Origin of the sequence: Micromonospora sp. WMMD754, from assembly GCF_049315235.1 — a bacterium.
In the GTDB taxonomy this organism is placed as follows: Bacteria; Actinomycetota; Actinomycetes; order Mycobacteriales; family Micromonosporaceae; genus Micromonospora; species Micromonospora sediminicola.
The window spans coordinates 4,293,049-4,315,881 of sequence record NZ_CP186058.1; the positions used below are offsets into that span (position 1 = coordinate 4,293,049).

General features: G+C 74.7%; 24 protein-coding genes. 15 read left to right on the plus strand and 9 right to left on the minus strand.

Annotation, left to right across the window (positions count from 1 at the left end; genetic code table 11):
* Window positions 1-78 precede the first annotated feature (78 nt).
* Complete coding sequence (locus ACN27B_RS20735) at window positions 79-1,578, plus strand: glycoside hydrolase family 3 protein (RefSeq protein ID WP_099161601.1); 1,500 nt, start codon at window positions 79-81, stop codon at window positions 1,576-1,578.
* Window positions 1,579-1,624: 46 nt separating this feature from the next.
* Here ACN27B_RS20735 and ACN27B_RS20740 read toward each other — a convergent pair whose 3' ends face one another.
* Window positions 1,625-1,912: a GNAT family N-acetyltransferase gene (locus ACN27B_RS20740; RefSeq protein WP_099161600.1), complete on the minus strand. Its 288-nt coding sequence runs from the start codon at window positions 1,910-1,912 to the stop codon at window positions 1,625-1,627.
* Window positions 1,909-3,135 carry a cysteine desulfurase-like protein gene (locus tag ACN27B_RS20745; RefSeq protein ID WP_099161599.1) on the minus strand — a complete coding sequence of 409 codons (1,227 nt, stop codon included), beginning with the start codon at window positions 3,133-3,135 and terminating at the stop codon, window positions 1,909-1,911. Before ACN27B_RS20745 ends, ACN27B_RS20740 begins: the two co-directional genes overlap by 4 nt.
* Before the next feature lie 59 nt (window positions 3,136-3,194).
* On the opposite strand from ACN27B_RS20745, the gene ACN27B_RS20750 reads away from it, so the two are divergent.
* The 7 genes from ACN27B_RS20750 to ACN27B_RS20780 all read left to right on the plus strand — a co-directional run bounded on the left by ACN27B_RS20750 (window position 3,195) and on the right by ACN27B_RS20780 (window position 7,536).
* Window positions 3,195-3,560, plus strand: coding sequence for a hypothetical protein (locus ACN27B_RS20750; protein ID WP_099161598.1), 366 nt, complete (start codon window positions 3,195-3,197; stop codon window positions 3,558-3,560).
* Between the two features lie 66 nt (window positions 3,561-3,626).
* On the plus strand, window positions 3,627-4,448 hold the full coding sequence (locus tag ACN27B_RS20755) for a DUF1206 domain-containing protein (protein WP_422741308.1): 822 nt from the start codon (window positions 3,627-3,629) through the stop codon (window positions 4,446-4,448).
* Window positions 4,449-4,526: 78 nt separating this feature from the next.
* Window positions 4,527-5,723 (plus strand): mechanosensitive ion channel family protein, encoded by a 1,197-nt coding sequence (locus tag ACN27B_RS20760; protein WP_099161596.1) that lies wholly within the window; start codon window positions 4,527-4,529, stop codon window positions 5,721-5,723.
* Between the two features lie 281 nt (window positions 5,724-6,004).
* Entirely contained in the window at window positions 6,005-6,439 is a 435-nt protein-coding gene (locus ACN27B_RS20765) for a phage holin family protein (RefSeq protein ID WP_043325014.1), read from the plus strand.
* On the plus strand, window positions 6,436-6,777 hold the full coding sequence (locus ACN27B_RS20770; RefSeq protein WP_091578270.1) for a DUF3618 domain-containing protein: 342 nt from the start codon (window positions 6,436-6,438) through the stop codon (window positions 6,775-6,777). Before ACN27B_RS20765 ends, ACN27B_RS20770 begins: the two co-directional genes overlap by 4 nt.
* A complete protein-coding gene (locus tag ACN27B_RS20775) occupies window positions 6,774-7,046 on the plus strand; it encodes a DUF4235 domain-containing protein (protein WP_091578268.1) in 273 nt (90 codons plus the stop codon). Before ACN27B_RS20770 ends, ACN27B_RS20775 begins: the two co-directional genes overlap by 4 nt.
* 286 nt (window positions 7,047-7,332) lie before the next feature.
* Window positions 7,333-7,536 carry a cold-shock protein gene (locus ACN27B_RS20780; RefSeq protein WP_007075740.1) on the plus strand — a complete coding sequence of 68 codons (204 nt, stop codon included), beginning with the start codon at window positions 7,333-7,335 and terminating at the stop codon, window positions 7,534-7,536.
* Between the two features lie 88 nt (window positions 7,537-7,624).
* On the opposite strand, the gene ACN27B_RS20785 is transcribed toward ACN27B_RS20780, so the two are convergent.
* Together ACN27B_RS20785 and ACN27B_RS20790 are read right to left on the minus strand one after the other, a co-directional pair.
* Window positions 7,625-7,816, minus strand: a complete 192-nt coding sequence (locus tag ACN27B_RS20785) for a hypothetical protein (protein WP_091578265.1) — start codon at window positions 7,814-7,816, stop codon at window positions 7,625-7,627.
* An 88-nt stretch (window positions 7,817-7,904) separates the two neighbouring features.
* Window positions 7,905-8,888 carry an aldo/keto reductase gene (locus tag ACN27B_RS20790; protein ID WP_099161595.1) on the minus strand — a complete coding sequence of 328 codons (984 nt, stop codon included), beginning with the start codon at window positions 8,886-8,888 and terminating at the stop codon, window positions 7,905-7,907.
* 85 nt (window positions 8,889-8,973) lie between these two features.
* Here ACN27B_RS20790 and ACN27B_RS20795 point away from each other — a divergent pair, with 85 nt between their 5' ends.
* Together ACN27B_RS20795 and ACN27B_RS20800 are read left to right on the plus strand one after the other, a co-directional pair.
* Window positions 8,974-9,765 (plus strand): trans-aconitate 2-methyltransferase, encoded by a 792-nt coding sequence (locus ACN27B_RS20795; protein ID WP_099161594.1) that lies wholly within the window; start codon window positions 8,974-8,976, stop codon window positions 9,763-9,765.
* The gene (locus tag ACN27B_RS20800; RefSeq protein WP_422741309.1) at window positions 9,762-10,787 is read left to right on the plus strand and encodes an adenosine deaminase; all 1,026 of its coding nucleotides are present in this window, start codon (window positions 9,762-9,764) and stop codon (window positions 10,785-10,787) included. Before ACN27B_RS20795 ends, ACN27B_RS20800 begins: the two co-directional genes overlap by 4 nt.
* Here ACN27B_RS20800 and ACN27B_RS20805 read toward each other — a convergent pair.
* From ACN27B_RS20805 to ACN27B_RS20815, 3 genes are all read right to left on the minus strand, one after another.
* On the minus strand, window positions 10,744-11,073 hold the full coding sequence (locus ACN27B_RS20805) for a hypothetical protein (protein WP_157779083.1): 330 nt from the start codon (window positions 11,071-11,073) through the stop codon (window positions 10,744-10,746). The genes ACN27B_RS20800 and ACN27B_RS20805 overlap by 44 nt on opposite strands.
* A gap of 229 nt (window positions 11,074-11,302) precedes the next feature.
* On the minus strand, window positions 11,303-12,691 hold the full coding sequence (locus ACN27B_RS20810) for a HAMP domain-containing sensor histidine kinase (RefSeq protein ID WP_172967810.1): 1,389 nt from the start codon (window positions 12,689-12,691) through the stop codon (window positions 11,303-11,305).
* A gap of 29 nt (window positions 12,692-12,720) precedes the next feature.
* Window positions 12,721-13,410, minus strand: a complete 690-nt coding sequence (locus ACN27B_RS20815; protein WP_018784999.1) for a response regulator transcription factor — start codon at window positions 13,408-13,410, stop codon at window positions 12,721-12,723.
* Between the two features lie 73 nt (window positions 13,411-13,483).
* Between ACN27B_RS20815 and ACN27B_RS20820 the strand changes: the two genes are divergently transcribed.
* The gene (locus tag ACN27B_RS20820) at window positions 13,484-14,413 is read left to right on the plus strand and encodes an ADP-ribosylglycohydrolase family protein (RefSeq protein WP_422741310.1); all 930 of its coding nucleotides are present in this window, start codon (window positions 13,484-13,486) and stop codon (window positions 14,411-14,413) included.
* Between the two features lie 138 nt (window positions 14,414-14,551).
* Here the strand turns inward: ACN27B_RS20820 and ACN27B_RS20825 are convergent, their stop codons facing one another.
* Entirely contained in the window at window positions 14,552-15,454 is a 903-nt protein-coding gene (locus ACN27B_RS20825; protein ID WP_422741311.1) for a DUF1775 domain-containing protein, read from the minus strand.
* Between the two features lie 199 nt (window positions 15,455-15,653).
* On the opposite strand from ACN27B_RS20825, the gene thrS reads away from it, so the two are divergent.
* The 4 genes from thrS to ACN27B_RS20845 all read left to right on the plus strand — a co-directional run bounded on the left by thrS (window position 15,654) and on the right by ACN27B_RS20845 (window position 20,437).
* The gene (gene thrS, locus ACN27B_RS20830) at window positions 15,654-17,687 is read left to right on the plus strand and encodes a threonine--tRNA ligase (RefSeq protein WP_099161589.1); all 2,034 of its coding nucleotides are present in this window, start codon (window positions 15,654-15,656) and stop codon (window positions 17,685-17,687) included.
* A gap of 10 nt (window positions 17,688-17,697) precedes the next feature.
* Window positions 17,698-18,255 carry an HIT family protein gene (locus ACN27B_RS20835; RefSeq protein ID WP_371682275.1) on the plus strand — a complete coding sequence of 186 codons (558 nt, stop codon included), beginning with the start codon at window positions 17,698-17,700 and terminating at the stop codon, window positions 18,253-18,255.
* A gap of 31 nt (window positions 18,256-18,286) precedes the next feature.
* Window positions 18,287-18,922 carry a CG0192-related protein gene (locus ACN27B_RS20840; protein WP_099161588.1) on the plus strand — a complete coding sequence of 212 codons (636 nt, stop codon included), beginning with the start codon at window positions 18,287-18,289 and terminating at the stop codon, window positions 18,920-18,922.
* Between the two features lie 456 nt (window positions 18,923-19,378).
* Window positions 19,379-20,437, plus strand: coding sequence for an aldo/keto reductase (locus ACN27B_RS20845; protein WP_422741312.1), 1,059 nt, complete (start codon window positions 19,379-19,381; stop codon window positions 20,435-20,437).
* Between the two features lie 8 nt (window positions 20,438-20,445).
* Here ACN27B_RS20845 and ACN27B_RS20850 read toward each other — a convergent pair whose 3' ends face one another.
* Window positions 20,446-22,605 carry an elongation factor G-like protein EF-G2 gene (locus ACN27B_RS20850; protein ID WP_422741313.1) on the minus strand — a complete coding sequence of 720 codons (2,160 nt, stop codon included), beginning with the start codon at window positions 22,603-22,605 and terminating at the stop codon, window positions 20,446-20,448.
* Window positions 22,606-22,833 lie beyond the last annotated feature (228 nt).

The following is a 22,833-nucleotide window of genomic DNA, read 5'->3' on the forward strand; positions in this document are numbered from 1 at the left end:
ATTTCGCTGCGCGGTGTGACCATGTCAGCACCCGCCGGCCCTGGCGGGTCCGTGGGGGAGACGGGGGTACGACAGCGCATGAGCGAGCGGACCGTGGGATCGACCGGAGACCTGGCGGCGCTCGCCGCCGCCGTCCTGCAACCCGGGTTCGTCGGCACCACGCCGCCGCCGTGGGTCTGCCGCTGGCTCGGCGAGGGGCTCGGTTCGGTGGTCCTGTTCGCCCGCAACGTCGTCGACCACGAGCAGGTCGCCACGCTGACGGCGAACCTGCGGGCGGAGCGGCCGGACGTGATCGTGGCGATCGACGAGGAGGCCGGCGACGTCACCCGGATCGAGTCGGCCCGGGGCAGCTCCCGGCCCGGCAACTTCGCCCTCGGAGCGGTCGACGACCCGGCGCTGACCGAGGAGGTCGCCCGCGACCTCGGCGCCGAGCTGGCCGCGGTCGGCGTCACGCTCGACTACGCCCCGGACGCCGACGTCAACTCCAACCCGGCCAACCCGGTCATCGGGGTGCGCTCGTTCGGCGCCGACCCGGACCTGGTCGCCCGCCACACCGCGGCCTGGGTCCGCGGCCTGCAGGCCGGCGGCGTCGCCGCCTGCGCCAAGCACTTTCCCGGGCACGGCGACACCCGGGTCGACTCGCACCACGACCTGCCCCGCATCGGCGGCGACCGGGCCCGGCTGGACGCGGTCGAGCTGGCCCCGTTCCGGGCCGCGGTGGCGGCCGGCGCGCAGGCGGTGATGACCGGCCACCTGCTGGTGCCCGCGCTGGACCCGGAGCTGCCGGCCACCCTGAGCGCGCGCATCCTGGGCGGCCTGCTCCGCGAGGAGATGGGCTTCGGCGGTGTGGTGGTGACCGACGCGGTGGAGATGCGGGCGGTCTCCGACCGGTACGGCTTCGCCGGCGCCGCGGTGCGCGCGTTGGCCGCCGGCGCGGACGCGATCTGCGTGGGCGGGGAGCGGGCCACCGAGTCCGACGCCCGTGAGCTGCGCGACGCGATCGTGGCCGCCGTGGTGAGCGGCGAGCTGCCGGAGGAGCGCCTGGCCGAGGCCGCGAAACGGGTCGGTCAGCTCGCCGCCTGGAGCGTCGCCGCCCGGGCCCACCGGGTCACCGGCCCGCCGTCACGCGGCGACTCGCCGATCGGGCTGGCCGCCGCCCGCCGGGCGGTGCGGGTCAGCGGAGACTCCCGGCTGCTGCCGCTGGCCGGGCCGGCGCACGTGGTGGAGTTCGCGCCGCCGCGCAACATCGCCATCGGCGAGGAGACGCCCTGGGGCATCGCCGCGCCCCTGACCCGTCTCGCGCCCGGCACCACCACCGCCCGGTACGCCGCCGACGCGATCCCCGCCGACCCGGCCGGCGGACCGGCCGGCCGGCCGCTGGTGCTGGTCGTGCGCGACCTGCACCGGCACGACTGGATGCGGGACGCGGTCACCCGGGCCCTGACCGCCCGGCCGGACGCGGTGGTGGTCGAACTGGGCGTGCCCGAGCTGGTCACCGGCGCGGTGCACCTCGCCACCCACGGCGCCACCGCGGCGGCGGCCCGGGCCGCCGCCGAGCTGCTGGCCGGCGCCCGCTGAACCCCCGGCCCGACCGGGCGGGGAGGTCCCCCGGTCGGGCCGGGTCTCAGGGCGCGTCGACGACCAGGTCGGCGTAGTCGCTGTGACGTTCGATGAACGCGGCCATGAACGGGCACCGGGGCACCACCCGGCCGCCCCGGGCCCGGACCTGGTCCAGCGTGTCCTTGATCAGCGCCGCGCCCACGCCCTGCCCCTGGTAGCGGTCGTCGACCTCGGTGTGCGTGAAGACCAGGACCTCTCCCCGGGGCAGGTAGGCCGTGAACCCGGCCAGCGCGTCGTCGACCAGGATCTCGAAGCGGTGCTTGGCGGCGTTCTCCTCGACCAGGTAGCTCACCGGACCATTGTCCCCTCGGTCTCGGCCAGCCGGTCCAGTTCGGCCAGCAGCCGGTCCACCTCGTCGACCGTGTTGTAGTGGTAGACGCTGGCCCGCACCGCGCCGCCGGTGTCGCGCAGGCCCATGGCCTGGAAGTACTCGTAGGCGTAGTAGTCGCCGGAGGACAGGCAGAGCCCGGCCCCGCCCAGCGCCGCCGCGGTCCGCGCCGGCGTCCACCCGGCCACCCGGAACGACACCGTGGGACAGCGCCGGGCCGGCGCGCCGTACACGGTCACGAAGGAACGCGCGGTCAGCCCGGCGAGCAGCCGGTCGAAGACCGCCTCCTCGTGCGCCTGGGCGGCGGCGAGGCCGGCGCGTACCCGCTCCCGCCGGTCACCGCCGGCGGCCGGGTCGAGCGACGCCAGGTGGTCCACCGCGGCGGTCACGCCGGCCAGCAGCGGGAAGCTGGGCGTGCCGTACTCGAACCGATCGGGGACCGCGTCGGCCGACGGGATCAGCTTCGCCGGGCGCAACGACTCCCAGCGGGCCGGGTCGGCGACCATCGCCGCCAGGTGCGGCCCGGACCACTTGTACGCGCTGGTGACCAGGAAGTCCGCGCCGAGCGAGGACAGGTCGGTGGGACCGTGGGGGACCGAGTGCACCCCGTCCACGCAGACCAGCGCGCCGGCCGCGTGCGCGGTCTTGGCGATCGTCGCCACGTCCGGCGCGGTGCCGGTCGCGTTGCTGCCGGCGGTCACCGCCACCAGCCGGGTGCGCTCGGTGACCAGGTCGGCGTACTGGCCGGCGGGCAGCTCGGCGGTGGTCCGGTCGAACTCGGCCCAGCGCACCGTCGCGCCGGCCGCCTCGGCGGCCTGCACCCACGGGCGGACGTTGGCGTCGTGGTCGAGCCGGGAGACCACCACCTCGTCGCCCGGCCGCCAGGCCGCGCCCAGCGTCCGGGCCAACGTGTAGGTCAGCGCGGTGGCGCTCGGGCCGAGCACCACCCCCGACGGGTCCACCCCGAGCAGGTCGGCGACGGCGGCCCGGGCCCCGGCGACCAGGTCCAGCGCGCGTCGGCCGGGGGCGAACGCGGCGCTCCGGTTGCCCGTCGCGGCGCGCATGGCGTCGGCCACCGCCTCGATCACCGGGGCGGCGGTCTGGGTGCCGCCGGCGCCGTCGAAGTGGACGAACCCCTCGCCCAGCGCGGGGTAGAGCCCCCGCACCCGGGCCACGTCGAATGCCATCCCGGCACCCTAGCGCGCACCCGGCCGGGTGGTGGTGGGAGCCACGTACCCTTGGGGAGGTGACGAACCGACGCGCCACTTCCGCCCTGACCCCCGCCCGACGCGCCGCCGGGATGCTCGCCGGTCTCGCCCTCGGCGCCGCGTTGCTCGCCGGTTGCAGCTCGAACGGCGCCGACACCGACTGCGGCCTGGACGCCTGCACCATCACCTTCGACCGGGGCGTGGACGCCAGCGCCACCATCCTCGGCGTCGAGGCCAAGCTCATCGGCACCCAGGACGACCAGGTCACCGTCGAGGTGGCCGGGGAGCAGCTCTCGCTCACCACCGGCCAGCAGGCCACCGAGGTCGGCGGCTTCCAGGTCAGCCTGGACAGCGTCACCGACCAGAACGTCGTGCTGCGGGTGGCGCGCAACGCCAACGGCTGATCGCTATCGGCCTGCGGCGGCGGGCGGTCACGTTTGGAAAACCGCCCGCCGGGAGATTGAGGGCCCATGTCTCTCACCCGGAACCCCGGAGCCACCGCCGCCCAGGCCAAGAACAGCAGGTGGCTCGAACTGTTGACCCGTGTCGGTTTCATCGGTTACGGGATCGTGCACCTCCTGTTCGCCTGGCTGGCGTTGCAGATCGCCTTCGGCAGCTCCAGCGAGGAAGGCAACCAGAACGGCGCCCTGCGCACCCTCGGCGAGCAGCCGCTGGGCAAGTTCGTCCTGATCGCGATCGCCGTCGGCCTCTTCGCCATGGCGCTCTGGCAGGCCTTCCAGGCGGTGATCGGTCACCAGTCCAAGACCGGCAAGGAGAAGGTCTTCGAGCGGATCGCCTCGGTGGTCCGGGTCGTGGTCTTCGTCTGGCTGGGCTACACCGCGATCAAGGTGGTCCAGGACGCCAGCGCCAACGCCTCCAACCGGCAGCAGCAGCTCACCGAGAAGCTGATGGCCTCCGACGGCGGCCGCTGGCTGGTCGGCCTGGCCGGTCTGGTGCTGGCCGCGGTCGGCATCGGCATGGTGGTCTACGGCCTGAAGAAGAAGTTCGAGCGCAACCTCAAGACCGGCGAGATGAGCCCGAAGACCCACCGGCTGACCCGTCGTCTCGGCATGGCCGGCTACGCCGCCCGGGGCTCGGTCTTCGCCATCACCGGCCTGCTCATCGTGGTCGCGGCCGTCAAGTACGACCCGGAGAAGGCGCGCGGCCTCGACGCCGCCCTGCGGACGCTGCGCGACCAGCCGTACGGGCCGTGGCTGCTGGCGCTGATGGCGCTCGGCATCGCCGCGTTCGGCGTCTACTGCTTCTTCCAGTCCCGTTATCGCAAGGTCTGAGCCTGGTCGATATCCGGACCGCCGGGCACCATTGGGCCTTTGCCCGATTCCCGCCCGGGTCGGAGGGAGACAATTTCCGTGCAGAGTTACGTCGTGACCGTCGCCGCCGCGCTCGCCGCGGCGGCGGTCGCGTTGGTGCTGGTCCAGGTGGTGCACCGGGTCACCCGGCGGCTCGGTCGCCGGTCGCTGCTGATGACCGAGCTGACCGAGCACTCGCACCGTTCGTTCCAGGTCGCCGCGACAGTGGTCGCCGTGCAGATCGCGGTCCGGTTCACCACGCTCTACGCGGTGGGCAGCCCGTGGCGGCGGTTCGTCCTGCACACGCTGGTGCTGACCATGATCGCCGCGCTCGCCTGGCTGGTGGCCTCGCTGCTCGTGGTGGCCGAGGACACCGCGCTGGCCCGCTTCCGGGTGGACGTGCCGAACAACCGGCACGCCCGACGGGTCCGCACCCAGGTGGTGCTGCTGCGCCGGCTGACCATCGCGGTGATCGTGATCCTCGCGGTCGGCGTGATGCTGATGACCTTCCCGGCCGTACGCGGTGTCGGCGCGGGCGTGCTGACCTCCGCCGGTGTGGTCGGTGTCGTCGCCGCGCTGGCCGCGCAGAGCCTGCTCGGCAACGTCTTCGCCGGCCTGCAACTCGCGTTCAGCGACGCGGTCCGCCTCGACGACGTGGTGGTGGTCGAGGGGGAGTGGGGCCGGATCGAGGAGCTGACGCTCAGCTACGTGGTGGTGCAGATCTGGGACGACCGCCGGCTGATCCTGCCCACCTCCTACTTCACCAGCAAGCCGTTCCAGAACTGGACCCGCACCGAGGCCGCGGTGCTCGGCACCGCCGAGTTCGACCTCGACTGGGCCGTTCCGGTGCAGGCCATGCGGGAGGAGCTGCGGCGGCTCTGCGAGGGCACCGAGCTGTGGGACGGCCGGGTCTGCGTGCTCCAGGTGACCGACGCCACCGGCGGGACGGTGAAGGTCCGGGCGGTGGTCAGCGCCGCCGACGCCGGCAGCCTCTGGGACCTGCGCTGCCTGGTCCGCGAGCAGCTGGTGACCTGGGTACGCGACCACCGCCCGACCGCCCTGCCCCGGCTGCGCACCGAGGTGGGCGACGCCACCGGCCCGCTTCCCTGGCAGTCGGTGCAGCCGCGCCGCCCGGTGCGCCGCACGACCGACACCGAGGCCCCCGACGACGCGCGCGTCTTCGGCGGCAGCGACGACGGCGAGGCCCGCAGCGAGGTGTTCGTGGGCCGGGAGGACCACGCCGAGGCGCGTCGCTGACCGCGTACCCGATCGGAGCCCCCGGCCGCCCTCGGCGTGGCCGGGGGCTCCGCGCGTCGGCGGTCGTGACCCCGGCCCGGCACGGCGCGTTGTGCCTGCCGGACGGGTTCACCGCCGGTGTCGGGTTTGACCGGCCCGTTCCGGGGGACCTGCTGCGCACGCCCCGGACTCCGGCCACGCCGGGCCCGGCGGCGGGCGGCCGGGCCGACCGGCCGCCCCGCGCAGGATTGACGGGCGGCGACTCCGGGCATACAGCGCGGTGATGATGAAAGGAGGACAGCATGGCTGACGTCGCGAGTCGCAGCACGTCCCGGACCGGGAACGAGCCGTCCACCGCGGAACTGGTGCAACGGGCCACCGAGCAGGTCACCCGCCTGGTGCGGGACGAACTGGCGCTGGCCCGCGCGGAGCTGACCCAGAAGGGCAAGCACGCCGGGATCGGGATCGGTCTGTTCGGCGGCGGCGGGGTGATGGCCCTCTACGGCGCCGGCGCGCTGGTCGCCACCGTGATCCTGCTGCTGGCGCTGGTCATGCCGGCGTGGCTGGCCGCCCTGATCGTGGCGGTGGCGCTGTTCCTGCTCGCCGGCATTCTGGCGCTCGTGGGCAAGAAGCAGGTCAGCCGTGCCGTCCCGCCGGTGCCGGAGGCGGCGGTCCGCAGCGTTCGGGCCGACGTCGACACGGTCACCGCCGCGGTGAAGGACGGGAGGCGGGCATGACCGGCAACGGGACCGGGGACGTGGCGGCGCTCCGTGAGGAGATCCGCCGGACCCGGGTGGAACTCGGTGAGACGATGGAGCTGCTCGCCGCCAGGGCCGATCCGAAGGCGCTGGTGCGGCACTCCGCCGAGCAGGCGAAGGCGCGGATGCGCGAGCAGGCGGCGCTGACCGCGGCCCGGGTGCGCGGGCGCGCGGCGGAGCGGGCCCGGCTGGTCCGGGCGCAGGCGTACGAGAAGGGTGGGGCGGTCGGGCGCAACCCGTTGCCGTGGGCGGCCATCGCGGCCGGCGCCGTGGTGACCGTGGTGGTGCTGGCGATCGTCCGAGGGAGGCGTAGGTGAGCGGCAAGATCGGCAAGGCGGCGTACAAGCCGGTGGGGGTCCTGCTCGGCCTGGCCGCCGGTGCGGTCGCCGGGATGGTGTTCCGCCAGGTGTGGAAGCTGGCGGCGGGTGACGACGACGCCCCGAGCGCCACCGACGAGGAGCGCGGCTGGGGCGAGGTCCTGGCCGCCGCGGCCCTGCAGGGCGCGATCTTCTCGGCGGTCCGGGCGGCGGTGGACCGCGGCGGCGCGGTCGGCGTCCGTCGGCTGACCGGCCACTGGCCGGACTGACCGCGAGCAGCTCAAGGCCCCTTTCCCGAGTGTGGGAAAGGGGCCTTTCGCGTGCGCCTACCGGGCCGCCCGGCGGTCTGCGCGCAACCTTCAGGTCACATGTCGGAGAATTTCGTCGGTTAGGCTGTGCAGAGTTTTTGCGTACGTGGTTTGCTTTCTCACGCTGTTGAGAGACGCGTGGGTTGAGAGAAGTCTCCTCCGTGGGGGCCGCCTCAGGCGCCGCTGCTCGAAAACGGCCAATCGGCCGCACGGCGTGCTCGGCCGCCAGTTTTAGAAGGAGATACACATGGCGCAGGGAACCGTGAAGTGGTTCAACGCTGACAAGGGCTTCGGCTTCATCACCGTCGACGGCGGGGGTGCTGACGTGTTCGTCCACTTCTCGGCCATCCAGACCAGCGGCTACCGCACGCTGGAGGAGAACCAGCGGGTGGAGTTCGAGATCGCCCAGGGTCAGAAGGGTCCGCAGGCCGAGCAGGTCCGCCCCATCTGAGCTGACACCGCACCGGCCACGCCGGTCGGCGCGCGAAGCCCCGCATCCCGCACGGGAGGCGGGGCTTCTCCCTGTCCCGACCGGGGACTCAGCGGCGCCGGGCCCGCATGCCGAACCAGAGCGCGACGAGTCCGACCAGGACGGTCGCCGGCCCGACCAGCGCCCAGACCCGCTGGTCGGACAGCGCGCTGCCCTCGACGTAGCCGAGGCCCAGCACGGTCCAGAGCGCGCCGAGCACCACGGCCAGCAGCCCCATGGTGAGCCGGAACCAACCCCTCATCGCGCTCCCTCCGACGTCCGCCCCGGTCCAGCATGCCCGGTGACGCCGACCGTCGACGGCGCCGCGCCGGCCGGGCCCGCCGTCGGGGTCACCACCGGTCGTGCACCTGCGGCCGGATCAGCTCGTCGTAGGTGGCCCGCACGGCCGCGAGCTCCACGTCGGTCAGTGCCGGCTGGCCGGCGGCCTCGGCGTTGCGCCGCGCCTGCTCGGCCGAGCGGGCGCCGGGGATCACCACGGTCACGCCGGGCTGGTCGAGGACCCAGCGCAGGGCGAACTGGGCCATCGTCCGGTCGTCGCCGACCAGCGGCGCGAGCCGGCGTACGGCGGCGAGGCCGCTGTCGTAGTCGACGCCGGAGAACGTCTCGCCGACGTCGAAGGCCTCGCCGTGCCGGTTGAAGGTGCGGTGGTCGTTCTCCGGGAACGTGGTCTGCTCGTCGTACCGGCCGGAGAGCAGGCCGCTGGCCAACGGCACCCGGGCGATGATGCCCACCCCGGCCGCCGCGGCGGCCGGCAGCACCCGCTCCAGCGGCTTGTGCCGGACCGCGTTGACGATGATCTGCACGCTGGCCACGCCGGGCCGGGCGATCGCGGTGAGCGCCTGTTCGGAGGTCTCCACGCTGACCCCGTAGCCGGCGACGCGCCCCTCGGCGACCAGCGTGTCCAGCGCGTCGAAGACGCGGTCGTCGGCGAAGACCGCGGTGGGCGGGCAGTGCAGCTGCACCAGGTCGAGCGTCTCGACGCCCAGGTTGGCTCGGGACCGGTCGGTCCAGGCCCGGAAGTTGTCCACTGTGTACGCCTCCGGCGTCTGCGGCACCCGCCGGCCCATCTTGGTGGCCACGGTCAGCCCGTGCCCGGGCCGGGAGCGCAGGAACCGGCCGATCAGCTGCTCGCTGCGGCCGTCGCCGTAGACGTCGGCGGTGTCCAGGAAGGTGACGCCGGCGTCGACCGCGGCGGCCAGCACGTCGAGCGCCGCGCCCTCGCTGACCTCGCCCCAGTCGGCGCCGAGCTGCCAGGCGCCGAGTCCGATGATGCCGACGTGCCGGCCGAGCCGGTCGAAGCTGCGCTGTTCCACCCGGTCGAGCCTAGTCAGCGGGTTGCCGTCGCGCCCGTCGGGCCGTACCGTCAAACAAGACGTACGTACGGTTTAGGAGGCTGCCATGTGGGATCCGCGCACCTACCTGCGCTACGGCGACGAACGCTCCCGGCCCTTCCACGACCTGCTGGCCCGGGTCGGCGCCGAGCGCCCCCGCGCGGTCGTCGACCTCGGCTGCGGCCCCGGCACGCTCACCGCCACGCTCGCCGACCGCTGGCCCGGCAGCCGGCTGGCCGGCCTGGACTCGTCGCCCGAGATGATCGACCGGGCCGGGTCCCTGGGCGCCCCGGTCGCCTTCGCGGTGGGCGACGTCCGCGACTGGCGGCCGGAGCCGGACGTGGACGTGCTGGTCGCCAACGCGGTGCTCCAGTGGGTGCCCGGCCACCGCGAGCTGCTCACCCGGTGGGCCGCCGACCTGCCGTCGGGCGCGTGGCTGGCGTTCCAGGTGCCGGGCAACTTCGCCGCGCCGTCGCACCGGGCGTTGCGCGAGGTCGCCGGGCGGGACCGCTGGCGCGACCGGCTCGCCGGGCTGCTGCGCGCGGCCCCGGTGGACGAGCCGGTCGGCTACGCCACGCTGCTGACCGGCGCGGGCTGCGCGGTGGACGCCTGGGAGACTACCTACGTGCACCTGCTGCCGGCCGACGGCGCGGACCACCCGGTGCTGGCCTGGATGGAGGGCACGGCACTGCGTCCGGTCCGCGCCGCCCTGGCCGCCGCCGACTGGGCCGACTTCCGCACCGAGCTGGGGGTACGCCTCGCCGAGGCGTACCCGGTACGGCAGGGTCAGGTGTACTTCCCGTTCCGCCGGATCTTCGTGGTGGCCCGCACCGGCGCCCGCGCAGAGGAGAACCCGTGACCGACCTGCCCACCTTCATCGCCGGACTGCCCAAGGTGGAGCTGCACGTGCACCACGTCGGCTCCGCCTCGCCCCGGATCGTGGCCGAGCTGGCCGCCCGTCACGAGGGGCGCAGCCCCGTCCCGGCCGACCCGGAGGCGCTCGCCGACTACTTCGCGTTCCGCGACTTCGCCCACTTCATCGAGGTCTACCTGAGCGTGGTGGACCTGATCCGCGACGCCGACGACGTCTGGCTGCTCACCCACGAGGTGGCCCGGGAGCTGGCCCGCCAGCAGGTCCGGTACGCGGAGCTGACCGTCACCCCCTACTCGCACGTGCACCGGGGCATCCCGGCGGAGGCGTTCTGCGAGGCGATCGAGGACGCCCGCAAGCGGGCCGAGGCCGACTTCGGCATCGCGCTGCGCTGGTGCTTCGACATCCCCGGCGAGGCCGGGCTCCCCGCCGCCGAGCAGACCCTGCGGATCGCCCTCGACCAGCGGCCGGACGGGCTGATCAGCTTCGGCCTCGGCGGCCCCGAGATCGGCGTGCCCCGGCCCCAGTTCAAGCCGTACTTCGACCAGGCCCGCGCGGCCGGGCTGCGCTCGGTGCCGCACGCCGGCGAGACCACCGGCCCGGAGACGATCTGGGACGCGCTGCGCGAGCTGGGCGCCGAGCGGATCGGCCACGGCATCTCCGCCGTGCTCGACCCGGCGCTGCTGGCCCACCTCGCCGAGCGACGGATCCCGCTGGAGGTCTGCCCCACCTCCAACGTGCGGACCCGGGCGGTGGCCGGCCTCGACGAGCACCCGCTGCCGCAACTGGTCGCCGCCGGCGTGCCGGTCAGCATCAACTCCGACGACCCGCCGATGTTCGGCACCACGCTCAACGACGAGTACGCGGTGGCCGCCCGGCTGCTGAAACTCGACCCGGACGGGGTCGCCGCGCTGGCCCGCGACGCGATCGCCGCCGCGTTCCTCGAACCGGCCGAGCAGGCCCGGATCAACGCCGAGATCGACGCGTACCGGGCGAGCGCGGCGCGCTGAGCGGTCGCGCGGGCGCCGGCCGCCGGGACAGGCGGGGCGGTCGGCGTCGGGCGGCCAGGAGCAGCCCGGGTCCGGCCGGCGTCCCGCGCCGGGAGAACCGGCGGGCCGCCGGTGCGAGCGCGAGCGCGGTCAGGACGGCCAACGCGGTGGCGGGTCCGGGTCCGGCCGTCGCGGACCGGCCGGGGCCGTGCGCGAGCACCGGGTCCTGCCAGGCGGCGAGCGTGAGCGCGATGCCGAGGCCGATCACGGCGGCCCAGCGGAGCAGACGGCTGACGGTCGGGGTCATGACGGTCACCTCAACGCCCGGCTCGACGGGAGAGCGGCGCGCGACGGGAGCGAGGTGTGGGGGGACCGGACTCCCGCCGCGCGCACGGATCCGCCGGCCGGAAGGTGTTACGGGGCGTCCCGGCCGACGGAACTGATGGGTTCTGTCCTGATCCTGGCAGTCCGCGGCGGGTTTGTGGCGGTCGTTAAAACACTCCTAAGGAGAACTTGCGCCGGCCCACAGCCACCGGTCAGCGCGGGCGCGGCCAGCGCCGCCCGGCGCGCGGTTCGCGGGCCTCCCGGGCCATCCGGCCGACCAGGCCGAACCGGTTGACCTGCCGGGGCGCCGCGTCCGGATCGGCCAGCAGCATCACCACGCTGGCCCCGCCGAGCCGGGCCCGGTCGATGCTCACCGAACCGTTGGCCTGCAACGCGACCCGCTTGGCGATGTCCAGCCCCAACCCGGTCGAACCCTGGTCGCTCTCGCCCCGGCGCAGCGCCCGGTCCGGGTTGGCGATGCCCGGTCCGGCGTCGTCGATCCGGATCGCCACCCAACCGTCCCGGCGGCTCACCGCCACCTCGAACGCGGTGCCCTGCGGGGTGTAGCGGAACACGTTGCCGATCACCGCGTCCAGCGCGGCGGCCAGCTCGGCCCGGGGCACCGGCGCGGGGATGCGCAGCTGCGCCCCGACCACCCGGTGCGGGCGGTTCTGGTCGCCGGCCAGCGCCGACCAGAAGACCATCCGGTCCCGGACCACCTCGCTGACGTCGCAGGACGCCGGCGCCGTCTCCTGGCTGACCGCCTTGCGGGTCGTCTTGATCAGCTGGTCGACCTCGCCCTCCAGCGTCACGATGGCCTGCCGGATCCGCCGGATGCCGCGCCGCCGGTCCAGTTCCGCCTCGCTGAACGTGCCGATGCTGGTGTCGTCGGACTCCAACGCCTCCGCGTCCAGCCGCAACGCGGTCAGCGGCGTCCGCAGCCGGTGCGACAGGTCGGCGACCAGTTCGTGCTCGTCGGCGCGCAGCGCCACCAGCCGCTCCGCCATCCGGTTGAACGCGTGCCCCGCCTCGGCCAGCTCCCGTGGGCCGGTGGGCTCGACGCGTACCCCCAGCTCGCCGTCGCCCACCGCGAGCGCCGCCTTGACCAGGTCGCCGGTGGCGTCCACGGCCCGGGCAGCGACCCGGTCGACCACGACCACCGCCGCGCCGACCAGGGCCAGCGCCACCGCGAGCAGCAGCAGCCACCGGCCGCCGGCGCCCGCGTCGAGCACCTCGTCGGGTATGAAGACCTCCACCACGGCCACCCGGTCACCGAGCACCACCGGGTCCAGCCGCAGCACCCCGCCGTCCACCTCGGACACCACCGAGCGCCGCTGCGCGGCGGCGTCGGTCAGCGCCGCCGGGTCGGCCCGACCGGCCGACTCGTCGGCCCCGATGCCGTGCACGACCGGCCGCAGCGCGGGATCGTCACCGCTGGCCGCCACCGCCCGTTTGACCACCTCGGGATCGGTGCTGACTGCCAGCGCGCCGGTGACCAGCGCGCTGCGGCGGGCCGCGTCGGCCAGCTTCTCCTCGCGCGACTGGTCGGAGAGGCTGATCCCGAGCGGGATGAGGAAGGCGAACGCGACCAGGCTGCACATACCGGCGGTGAGCCAGGCCAGCGCCGGCCTCAGTCCGGCGCCACCAGCCGGAAGCCGACCCCCCGCACGGTGCGCAGGTAACGCGGCTTCGCCGCGGACTCGCCCATTTTGCGGCGGAGCCAGTACAGGTGAACGTCGATGGTCTGGTCCTCGCCGACCGATGGCTGCCGCCATACCTCCTCCAAGAGTTCCCGCCGGGACACTACCCGGCCGGGACGCGCGGCGAGATACGCCAGCAGGTCGAATTCCTTGCGGGTCAGGGCCAGGGACTCCCCGTCCAGCACCGCGCTGCGCTCACCCACGTCCACCCGCAGGCCGCCGACGGTGTGCACGGCCGGTTGCACGGTACGGCTGGCCCGGCCGGCCCGGCGCAGCACGGTGGTGATCCGGGCGTCCAGGTGGGCGCCGGTGAACGGCTTGACCATGTAGTCGTCCGCGCCGGCCCGCAGCAGCCGGACCACCGACTGCTCGTCGTCGCGGGCGGTGGCGATGATGATCGGCACGTCGGTGATGCCGCGCAGCATGCGCAGCGCGTCCGATCCGTCCAGGTCCGGCAGGCCGAGGTCGAGCACCACCAGGTCGGGCGTCTCCGCCGCCACCCGGCGCAGGGCGTCCAGCGCCGTGCCGACGGCGTGCACCGCGTGCCCCCGGTCCGTCAGCGACCGCAGCATCGCGCCACGGACGACGTGGTCGTCTTCGACCAGCAGGACGGTTGCCACGTCAGCACCGTACTCGGCGTGGCAAGTCGATCGCGTTGCGGCGGTCCGGGGAACCGGGCAAGCTGGGACGACGATGACGTTCACCCTCTTCCCCGACACCCGCCTGGCGCTTGCCCGCGACGCGCTGGCCGGCCTGTCGGTGGGGGACGCGCTCGGCTCCCAGTTCTTCGTCCCCGGCCGGCGCCCGGCCGACCTCGCCGAGGGCCGGCTGCCCGCGCCGCCGTGGGAGTGGACCGACGACACCGAGATGGCCTGCTCGGTGGTGGCCGAGCTGGCCGCCGCCGGCCGGATCGACCGGGACCGGTTGGCGCTGGCGTTCGCGCAGCGGTGCGAGCCGTACCGGGGCTACGGGCCGGGCGCGGTGACGATCCTGCGGTTGATCCGCACCGGCACTCCGTGGCCGGTGGCCGCCGCGTCGGCGTTCGACGGTCAGGGCTCCTGCGGCAACGGCGCGGCCATGCGGGTCGCCCCGCTCGGCGCCTGGCACGCCGACTCCATCCGACGCGCCGCCGAGCAGGCCCGCGCCTGCGCCGAGGTGACCCACGCCCACCCCGAGGGCGTCGCCGGGGCGGTGGCGGTGGCGGTGGCCGCCTCGCTGGCCGCCCGGGCCCGGCTCGACGGCACCCGACCCGAGCCGGCCCGGCTGCTCACCGCCGTGGCCGGCGCGCTGGACCCGGCCGGCGAGGTGCACCGGGGCGTACGCCGGGCCGCCGCGCTGCTCGGTCGTCCGCCGGCCGAGGTGGTCGAGGCGGTGGGCAACGGATCGCGGGTCACCGCACAGGACACCGTCCCGTTCACGCTCTGGGTCGCGGCCACTCTGCTGCACGACTACCCGGCCGCGGTCCGCGCCTGCGTGGAGGCCGGTGGCGACGTCGACACCACGGCCGCGATCGTCGGCGGGATCGTCGCCGCCCACACCGGCGTCGGCACGCCCGGCGGCGTACCCGAGGGCTGGCTCACCGCCCGCGAGCCCCTGCCCCCCTGGCTCACCGCCTCCACCTGACCCCGCCCCCGGCGAGCTCAAGATCTTGGTACGGGACGGCCCCCTGGGGGCGCCTTCGTACCAAGATCTCCGGCGTTGCGGCATCGTGGACGGCTGGTTTCGGTTGGCGGGGGATCGTGTGGTGGGTCGGGAGGGCGGTCAAGGGCGTCGGCCCGGGGCGCCTGCGGTGACGGGCTCGCCGGAGGTCGGAGCGTCGGTCGCGGGGTCGGCGTCGCGGTCGGCGGCCGGGGCGGGGGAGTCGGCGGTGTCCGACGGCAGGGTCAGCGCGCCCCGCCGGCGGCGGCTGAGCAGCCAGCCGATCGCGGCCCCGCCGGCCAGCCCGGCGAGCAGACCGCCGCCGAGCAGCAGGTCCGCGCTCGGCCCGTCGTCGGTGGCCCCGGCCGCCGGGCCTCCGGCGGTCGCGCCGCCCGGTGCCGCGCCGTCCCGGCCGCCGCCGACGGCGCCGTGGCCCCCGTGCGCCGCGCCGCCCGCACCGGCGTCCCCGCCGTGCGTGACGGCGCCCGACAGCGGCGGCAGCAGCGGGACCGTCGGCGCCGGGTGCGCCCCGCCGGCCGGGTCCGCCCAGCGCACCACCGTGCCGTCGGCGTACGTCTGCACCACGGTGAAGACCAGCCGGTCGGTGGCGGGCATCGGGCCCATGCCGAGCGGCAGCCGGGCCGCCCCGGTGCCGCCGCCGGGGACCCGGAGCCAGGTCACCGCGTGGGTCACCTGGTTGAGTTCGGAGGCGTGGATGCCGGCGACCGGCTGGTCCAGGTTGCGGGTGGTGATCGTCGGCGCCCAGTCCGGCACGGACAGGGGATAGACCTCGCCGATCGGGGCGTCCGCGGGCATGGTCAGCTCGATCTTGGTGGTCCGGGTGCCGGGACGGTCCGCGGGCACCACCACGGACAGCTCGATCGCGTCGCCCTGGTGCACCTCGCCGGGGGAGGTCGTGACGGTCACCCCGGCGGCGGCGCTCGCGGCGCCCGGCCAACCCACCGTCCCGGCGAGCGCGGCGGCCAGCAGCGCCGACGCCCATCGGCCCTGACGGGTCATCCTCATGGTCGTCCCCATCCTTCTCGACTGGGGTCGGTACCGGCTCCGGCCCCACCCGGTAGTTCGGTCGGGAGGACGGAAAGGTTCAACGTCGCCCGTAACTCGTCGTCCGGGCGTGGCGTCGGCGTCGGCCGGGCTCCGGCCGACCGATAGCATCGCAGGGGCCGGTCACCGGCCCACCCGTACCTCGACGACAGGAGTCACCGTGTCCGCACCCCGTACCCCCGTCGTGGCCGACCCCGTCGTCGTCGCCGCCGGGACCACGGCGGCCGACGCGGTGGCCGCGGCCGGCCTGCCCACGACCGGGCCGAAGGCGGTCGTGGTGGTCCGCGACCCGCAGGGCCAGCTGCGCGACCTGGACTGGAAGCCGGCCGAGGAGACGGCGGTGGAGCCGGTCGGGCTGGACACCCCGGACGGGTTGGACGTGCTGCGCCACTCGACCGCGCACGTGCTGGCGCAGGCGGTGCAGGACGTCTTCCCGGAGGCGAAGCTCGGTATCGGCCCGCCGATCGAGAACGGCTTCTACTACGACTTCCAGGTCGGCAAGCCGTTCCAGCCGGAGGACCTGGCCAAGCTCGAGAAGCGCATGCAGGAGATCGTCAAGTCCGGTCAGCGGTTCCGCCGGCGCCGGTTCTCCAGCCTCGACGAGGCCCGCGCCGAGCTGGCCGCCGAGCCGTTCAAGTTGGAACTGATCGAGGTCAAGGGTGAGGGGCTCGACTCCTCCGAGGTGATGGAGGTGGGCGGCGGCGAGCTGACCATCTACGACAACCTCGCCGCCAACGAGGAGAAGGTCTGCTGGTCGGACCTGTGCCGTGGCCCGCACCTGCCGAACACCCGGCTGATCGGCGCGTTCAAGCTGATGCGCTCGGCCGCCGCGTACTGGCGGGGGTCGGAGAAGAACCCGCAGCTGCAGCGGGTGTACGGCACCGCGTGGCCGACCCGGGACGAGCTGAAGGCGTACCTGAAGCTGTTGGAGGAGGCCGCCCGGCGCGACCACCGCAAGCTCGGCGCGGACCTCGACCTGTTCAGCTTCCCCGACGAGATCGGCTCCGGCCTGGCCGTCTTCCACCCCAAGGGTGGGGTGCTCAAGCGGGTGATGGAGGACTACGTCCGCACCCGCCACATCGAGGAGGGCTTCCAGTACGTCGGGACGCCGCACATCTCCAAGGAAGGTCTCTTCCACACCTCGGGACACCTGCCCTACTACAAGGACACGATGTTCCCGCCGATGGAGATGGAGGGCAGCGACTACTACCTCAAGGCGATGAACTGCCCGATGCACAACCTGATCTACCGGTCGCGCGGGCGCTCCTACCGGCAGCTGCCGATCCGGTTGTTCGAGTTCGGGTCGGTCTACCGGTACGAGAAGTCGGGCGTGATCCACGGTCTGACCCGGGTGCGCGGCTTCACCCAGGACGACTCGCACTCCTACTGCACCCAGGAGCAGGCGCCGGCGGAGATCAAGCACCTGCTCGGGTTCGTGCTGAGCCTCCTGCGTGACTTCGGCATCGACGACTTCTACCTGGAGCTGTCCACCCGGGACGACAGCCGCCCGGACAAGTTCGTCGGCACCGACGCCGACTGGGCCACCGCCACCGCCGTGCTGGAGCAGTGCGCCCTGGAGACCGGGCTGGACCTGGTGCCGGACCCGGGCGGCGCGGCGTTCTACGGCCCGAAGATCTCGGTGCAGGCCAAGGACGCGATCGGCCGGACCTGGCAGATGTCGACCATCCAGTACGACTTCAACCAGCCCAAGGGCTTCGGGCTGGAGTACCAGGCCGCCGACGGCACCCGGCAGCAGCCGGTGATGATCCACTGCGCCAAGTTCGGCTCGATCGAGCGGTTCATCGGCGTGCTGACCGAGCACTACGCGGGCGCGTTCCCGGCCTGGCTCGCCCCGGTGCAGGTGGTCGGCATCCCGATCCGCGACGACCACGGCGACTACCTGGAGGACTTCGCCGCGACGCTGCGCCGGCAGGGGATCCGGGCCGAGGTCGACCTGGGCGACGACCGGATGCAGAAGAAGATCCGCAACGCCCAGCAGCAGAAGATCCCGTTCATGGTCATCGCCGGTGACGACGACGTGGCGGCCGGCACCGTGTCGTTCCGCTACCGGGACGGGTCGCAGCGCAACGGCGTACCGCTGGACGAGGCGGTGGCGCACATCCGCGAGGTCGTCGAGTCGCGCACCAACAGCGGGCCCACCGCCGCCGTCGCCGAGGAGGCGGTCGGATCGTAGGATCGCCGGTGTGACAGGGGCGGAGCGGGACACCGGGTACGGCGGCGACGGCGGGCTGGCGGACGGGCTGGACCGGCTCTGGACGCCGCACCGGATGACCTACATCTCCGGTGAGGACCGGCCCGAGGGCGGATACGAGAAGCCGACCGGCTGCCCGTTCTGCCTGGCGCCCGGCCTGCCGCCGGAGGAGAGCCTGGTGGTCGCCCGGGGCGAGCACGTCTTCGCGGTGCTCAACCTCTATCCGTACAACCCCGGGCACCTGCTGGTCTGCCCCTACCGGCACGTGGCCGACTACACCGACCTCGACGCGCCGGAGACGGCCGAGCTGGCCGCGTTCACCAAGGACGCCATGCGGGTGGTCCGGCACGTGTCCAGCGCGCACGGGTTCAACCTGGGCATGAACCAGGGCGGGGTGGCCGGCGCGGGCATCGCCGCGCACCTGCACCAGCACGTGGTGCCGCGCTGGGGCGGCGACGCCAACTTCATGCCGGTGATCGGCCGCACCAAGGTGCTGCCGCAGCTGCTCGCGGACACCCGGGACCTGCTCGCCAAGGCGTGGCCGGCCTGACCGGGCCCACCCCGACAGTACGATCTTGCGCATGGCCCTGCTGCACCGCGCGGAACTGCGCCCCTCGAAACTGGAGCTGCTCGTCGGCTGGCTGCCCGGCCGGTCCTGGTTCGCCGGCGCGGCCGGCGCCCCGGTGACCCGGGTCGCGGCGTACCGCTTCGACGACCCGGCCGGCGAGGTCGGCATGGAGACGCTGCTCGTGCGGGCCGGCGAGGGTCCGGTGCTGCAGGTGCCGCTGACCTACCGGGGCGCGCCGCTGGCCGGCGCGGAGCGGTTCCTGGTCGGCACCGTGGAGCACTCCGTGCTCGGGCGGCGCTGGGTGTACGACGCGTGCGGCGACCCGGTCTACCCGCCGGCGCTGGCCGCCGCGGTGCTCGCCGACGCCGGCCAGGCGCAGGAGTACTTCGAGGTCGACGGCGAACGGCAGGTACGCGAGCCGAGCATGACCGTGTCGGGCAGCCGCACCGACCGGACGTGGCCGGCCGGCCCGGCCGCCGAGGTGGTGGACGGCGACCCGACCCTGATCCGGGCCGGGGGCGCCGAGCTGGCCCTGGTCCGGCGTCCCGTTCCGGCCGACACCGACGCCGTCGGTGCGCCCGTCGCGGGCCGGCTCACCGGCGCCTGGCCGGGGCAGGACGCCCCGGTGCTGCTGGCCTACGCCGGCTGACGTCCCGGCCGGTTCGCCTGTTGCGGGTCACCGGTCGCCTTCCGACCCGCGTCCGTGGCCCGGCCCTCGGGGCCCTGCCCGGCCCGGCGTGGCCCTGCCCGGCCCGGCGTGGCCCTGCCCTGCCCGGCGTAGCCCTGCCCTGCCCTGCCCTGCCCGGCCCGGCCCGGCCCGGCCCGGCCCGGCCCGGCGTGGCCCGGCCCGGCCCGGCTCGGTCGGCTTGGCCCCGGCTCGGTCGGCCTCGCCCGGCGTGATCGGCCTGCCCGCGCCGGCAGGCCTGCCGGCCGTCACGTGCACCTACCGCCCCCGAGCGATATACCGGAGAGTCATAACTATGACTCTCCGGTATATCGCTCTCCCCGAAAGGCTTTCCCTCTCCCGTTACGCGGGGTGACAGCGGTCGGGCACCCGGGGTGACGAAGCCGCCCACGCGTGCGGGGAAGGTGACAGGATTCGGCGATGGGAGTCAGCACGCGGCCGCTGGGTCGCAGCGGCATCGAGGTGAGCGCACTCGGCATGGGGTGCTGGGCGATCGGCGGCCCGTGGGCCGAGGGCGCCCGGCCGCTGGGCTGGGGTGCGGTCGACGACGACGAGTCGGTGCGGGCCGTCCGCCGCGCCCTCGACCTCGGGGTGACGCTCTTCGACACCGCCGACACCTACGGCGCCGGGCACGGCGAGCGGGTGCTCGGGCGGGCCCTCGCCGGCCGGCGCGACCGGGCGGTGATCGCCACCAAGTGGGGCTACACGTTCGACGAGCGGACCCGGCAGGCCACCGGGGAGAACGCCTCGCCGCAGTACCTGCGCCGGGCCGTGGTCGACTCGCTGCGCCGGCTGGACACCGACCGGATCGACCTCTATCAGCTGCACCTCGGCGACCTGCCGCTGCCCCGCGCCGAGGCGCTGGTCGGCACGCTGGACGACCTGGTCGCCGACGGGCTGATCCGGGCGTACGGGTGGAGCACCGACCGGGCCGACCGGGCCGCCGCCTTCGCCCAGGTCGCCCGCGGCGCCGCCGCCGTGCAGCACGCGCTGTCGGTGCTCCGGGACGCCCCGGCCATGCTGGCCACCTGCGACAAGCACGACCTGGCCAGTCTGGCCCGGGGTCCGCTCGGCATGGGACTGCTCACCGGCAAGTACACGCCGGAGTCGACGCTGCCCCGCGACGACGTACGCGGCCTCGGACCGACCTGGCTGGAGTGGTTCCGCAGCGGCCGGCCGGCCCCCGAGTGGCTGCGCCGGGTGGCCCGGGTCCGGGACGCGCTCACCGCCGACGGCCGGACCCTGGCCCAGGGCGCGCTCGGCTGGATCTGGGCGCGCAGCGACCGGGCCGTACCGATCCCCGGCGCCCGCACGGTGGCCCAGGTCGAGGAGAACGCGGCCGCGCTGGCCCGGGGCCCGCTCGCGCCGGACCACTTCGCCGAGGTGGAGCGGCAACTGGCGGCGGTACGCTCGGCCGCCCTCCGCGACGCCGACCGCCCCCACTGGCCGATGCCGCCGGTCCCCTCCGCCCGCCCCTGACGGGACCGTCAGGACCGGGTGGAGGACTCCTTGCGGGCCTGGTCGGCCAGGTGGGCGGGCATGGGCTCGTGGCGGGCGAACTCGCGCCGGAACGTGCCGGTGCCGGAGGTCATCGACCGCAGCTCCACCGCGTACCGCAGCAGCTCGGTGGCGGGCACCTCGGCGCGGACCAGGGTGCGGCCCTCGGCGTCCGGGTCGGGCTCGGTGCCGAGCACCCGGCCGCGCCGCCCGGACAGGTCGCCCATCACCGCGCCGACCGAGGAGTCGGCCACCCGGACGGTGATCTCGTCGACCGGTTCCAGCAGCGTCGGCTGACCCTTCTCGGCGGCGTCGCGCAGGGCCAGCGCGCCGGCGGTCTGGAACGCGGCGTCGGAGGAGTCGACGCTGTGCGCCTTGCCGTCGACGAGCGTCACCCGCAGGTCGACCACCGGGTGACCGGCGACCAGGCCGCGCTCCATCTGGGCCCGGACGCCCTTCTCCACCGAGGGGATGTAGTTGTGCGGGACCGCGCCGCCGACCACCCGGTCGACGAACTCGAAGCCGGCGCCCCGGGGCAGCGGCTCCACCTCGATGTCGCAGACCGCGTACTGGCCGTGGCCGCCGGACTGCTTGACGTGCCGGCCGTGCCCGCGTGCGGCCGTGGTGAGGGTCTCCCGCAGCGCCACCCGGACCGGTTCGGTCTCCAGCTCGACCCCGCCGCCGCGCAACCGGTCGAGCACCACGTCCGCGTGCGCCTCGCCCATGCACCAGAGCACCAGCTGGTGGGTCTCCGGGTTGCGCTCCAGCCGCAGCGTCGGGTCACCGGCGACGAGCCGGGACAGGTTGCGCGCCAGCGCGTCCTCGTCGGCCCGGCTGCGCGCCACCACCGCCACCGGCAGCAGCGGCTCGGGCATCTCCCAGGGCGCGACCAGCAGCGGCTCGTCCTTGGCGGAGATGGTGTCGCCGGTCTCCGCGCTGCCCGACTTGGTGACCGCGCAGAGGTCACCGGCGACGCAGGCCGGCACCTCGCGCAGGGTCGCGCCGAGCGGGCTGTAGACGTGGCCGACCCGCTCGTCGGCGTCGTGGTCCGGGTGGCCCCGCTCGGCCATGCCGTGCCCGGACACGTGGATCACCTGGTCGGGGCGGAGCGTGCCGGAGAAGACCCGGACCAGCGAAACCCGCCCGACGTGGCGGTCGACAGTCGTCTTGACCACCTCGGCGACCAGCGGGCCGTCCGGGTCGCAGGTCAGCGGGGGGCGGGGCGAGCCGTCCACCCCGGTGACCGCCGGCAGGTCGTGCTCCAGCGGCGACGGGAACGCCGTCACCAGACCGTCGAGCAGCGCGTCCAGACCGACCCCGGTCTCCGCGCAGACCGGCACCACCGGGTAGAAGTGGCCGCGGGCGACGGCGGTCTCCAGGTCGGCGATGAGGACCTCCGGGTCGATCTGCTCGCCCCCGAGGTAGCGGTCCATCAGGGTCTCGTCCTCGCTCTCCGCGATGATCCCCTCGATCAGCTCGTCGCGTGCCTCCTGGATGGCCGGCAGGTGCTCCGGGTCCGGCTCGCGCACCGCCGCCGGCAGCCCGGCGGAGTAGTCGAACACGCGGCGGGTGATCAGGCCCATCAGACCGGCCACCGACTCGCCGTCGTCGCCGAGCATGGGCAGGTAGAGCGGCAGCACGTTGTCGCCGAAGACCCGCTGGCAGAGCGCGACCGCCTCGTCGAAGTCGGCGCGCGGGTGGTCGAGCCGGGAGACGGCCACCGCGCGCGGCATGTCCACCGCGGCGCACTCCTCCCAGAGCGCGGCGGTGGCGGCGTCCATCCCGTCCACCGCCGAGACCACGAACAGCGCCGCGTCGGCGGCGCGCAGCCCCGCGCGCAGCTCGCCGACGAAGTCGCCGTAGCCCGGCGTGTCCAGGAGGTTGACCTTGACGTCGCGGTGCATCAGCGGGGCGCAGGCCAGGCTCACCGAGCGCTGCTGGCGCACGGCGGCGGGGTCGTGGTCGCAGACCGTGGTGCCCTCGGTGACCGAGCCGGCCCGGCCGATCGTGCCGCTGGCTGCCAGCAGCGCCTCGACCAGGGTGGTCTTGCCCACGCCGGAGTGCCCGACGAGCACCACGTTGCGAACCCTGCCGGGTTCGGTCACCACCGGCGCGCCGCCGGTGACACCCTTCTCGTTCTTCTGCGCCATCGCGGCGCACCTCCCTCAACCGGTGGTGGTGGCGACCGCCGCGGGCGACGGGGGAGCGGACCCGGACGGGCGCCGCGGCGATATTTTCCGGTGATCTGCTGCTGGACGGGAACGCGGACCGGTGATCCGGTGAACTGGCTCACCTCCTGGCTCGATCTCACACCCGCGCCGGTGCCGGCACAAGGGTCGTCGGGCGGGTCGTCCGCCCGGCTGTGTCCCCGGCCGCTG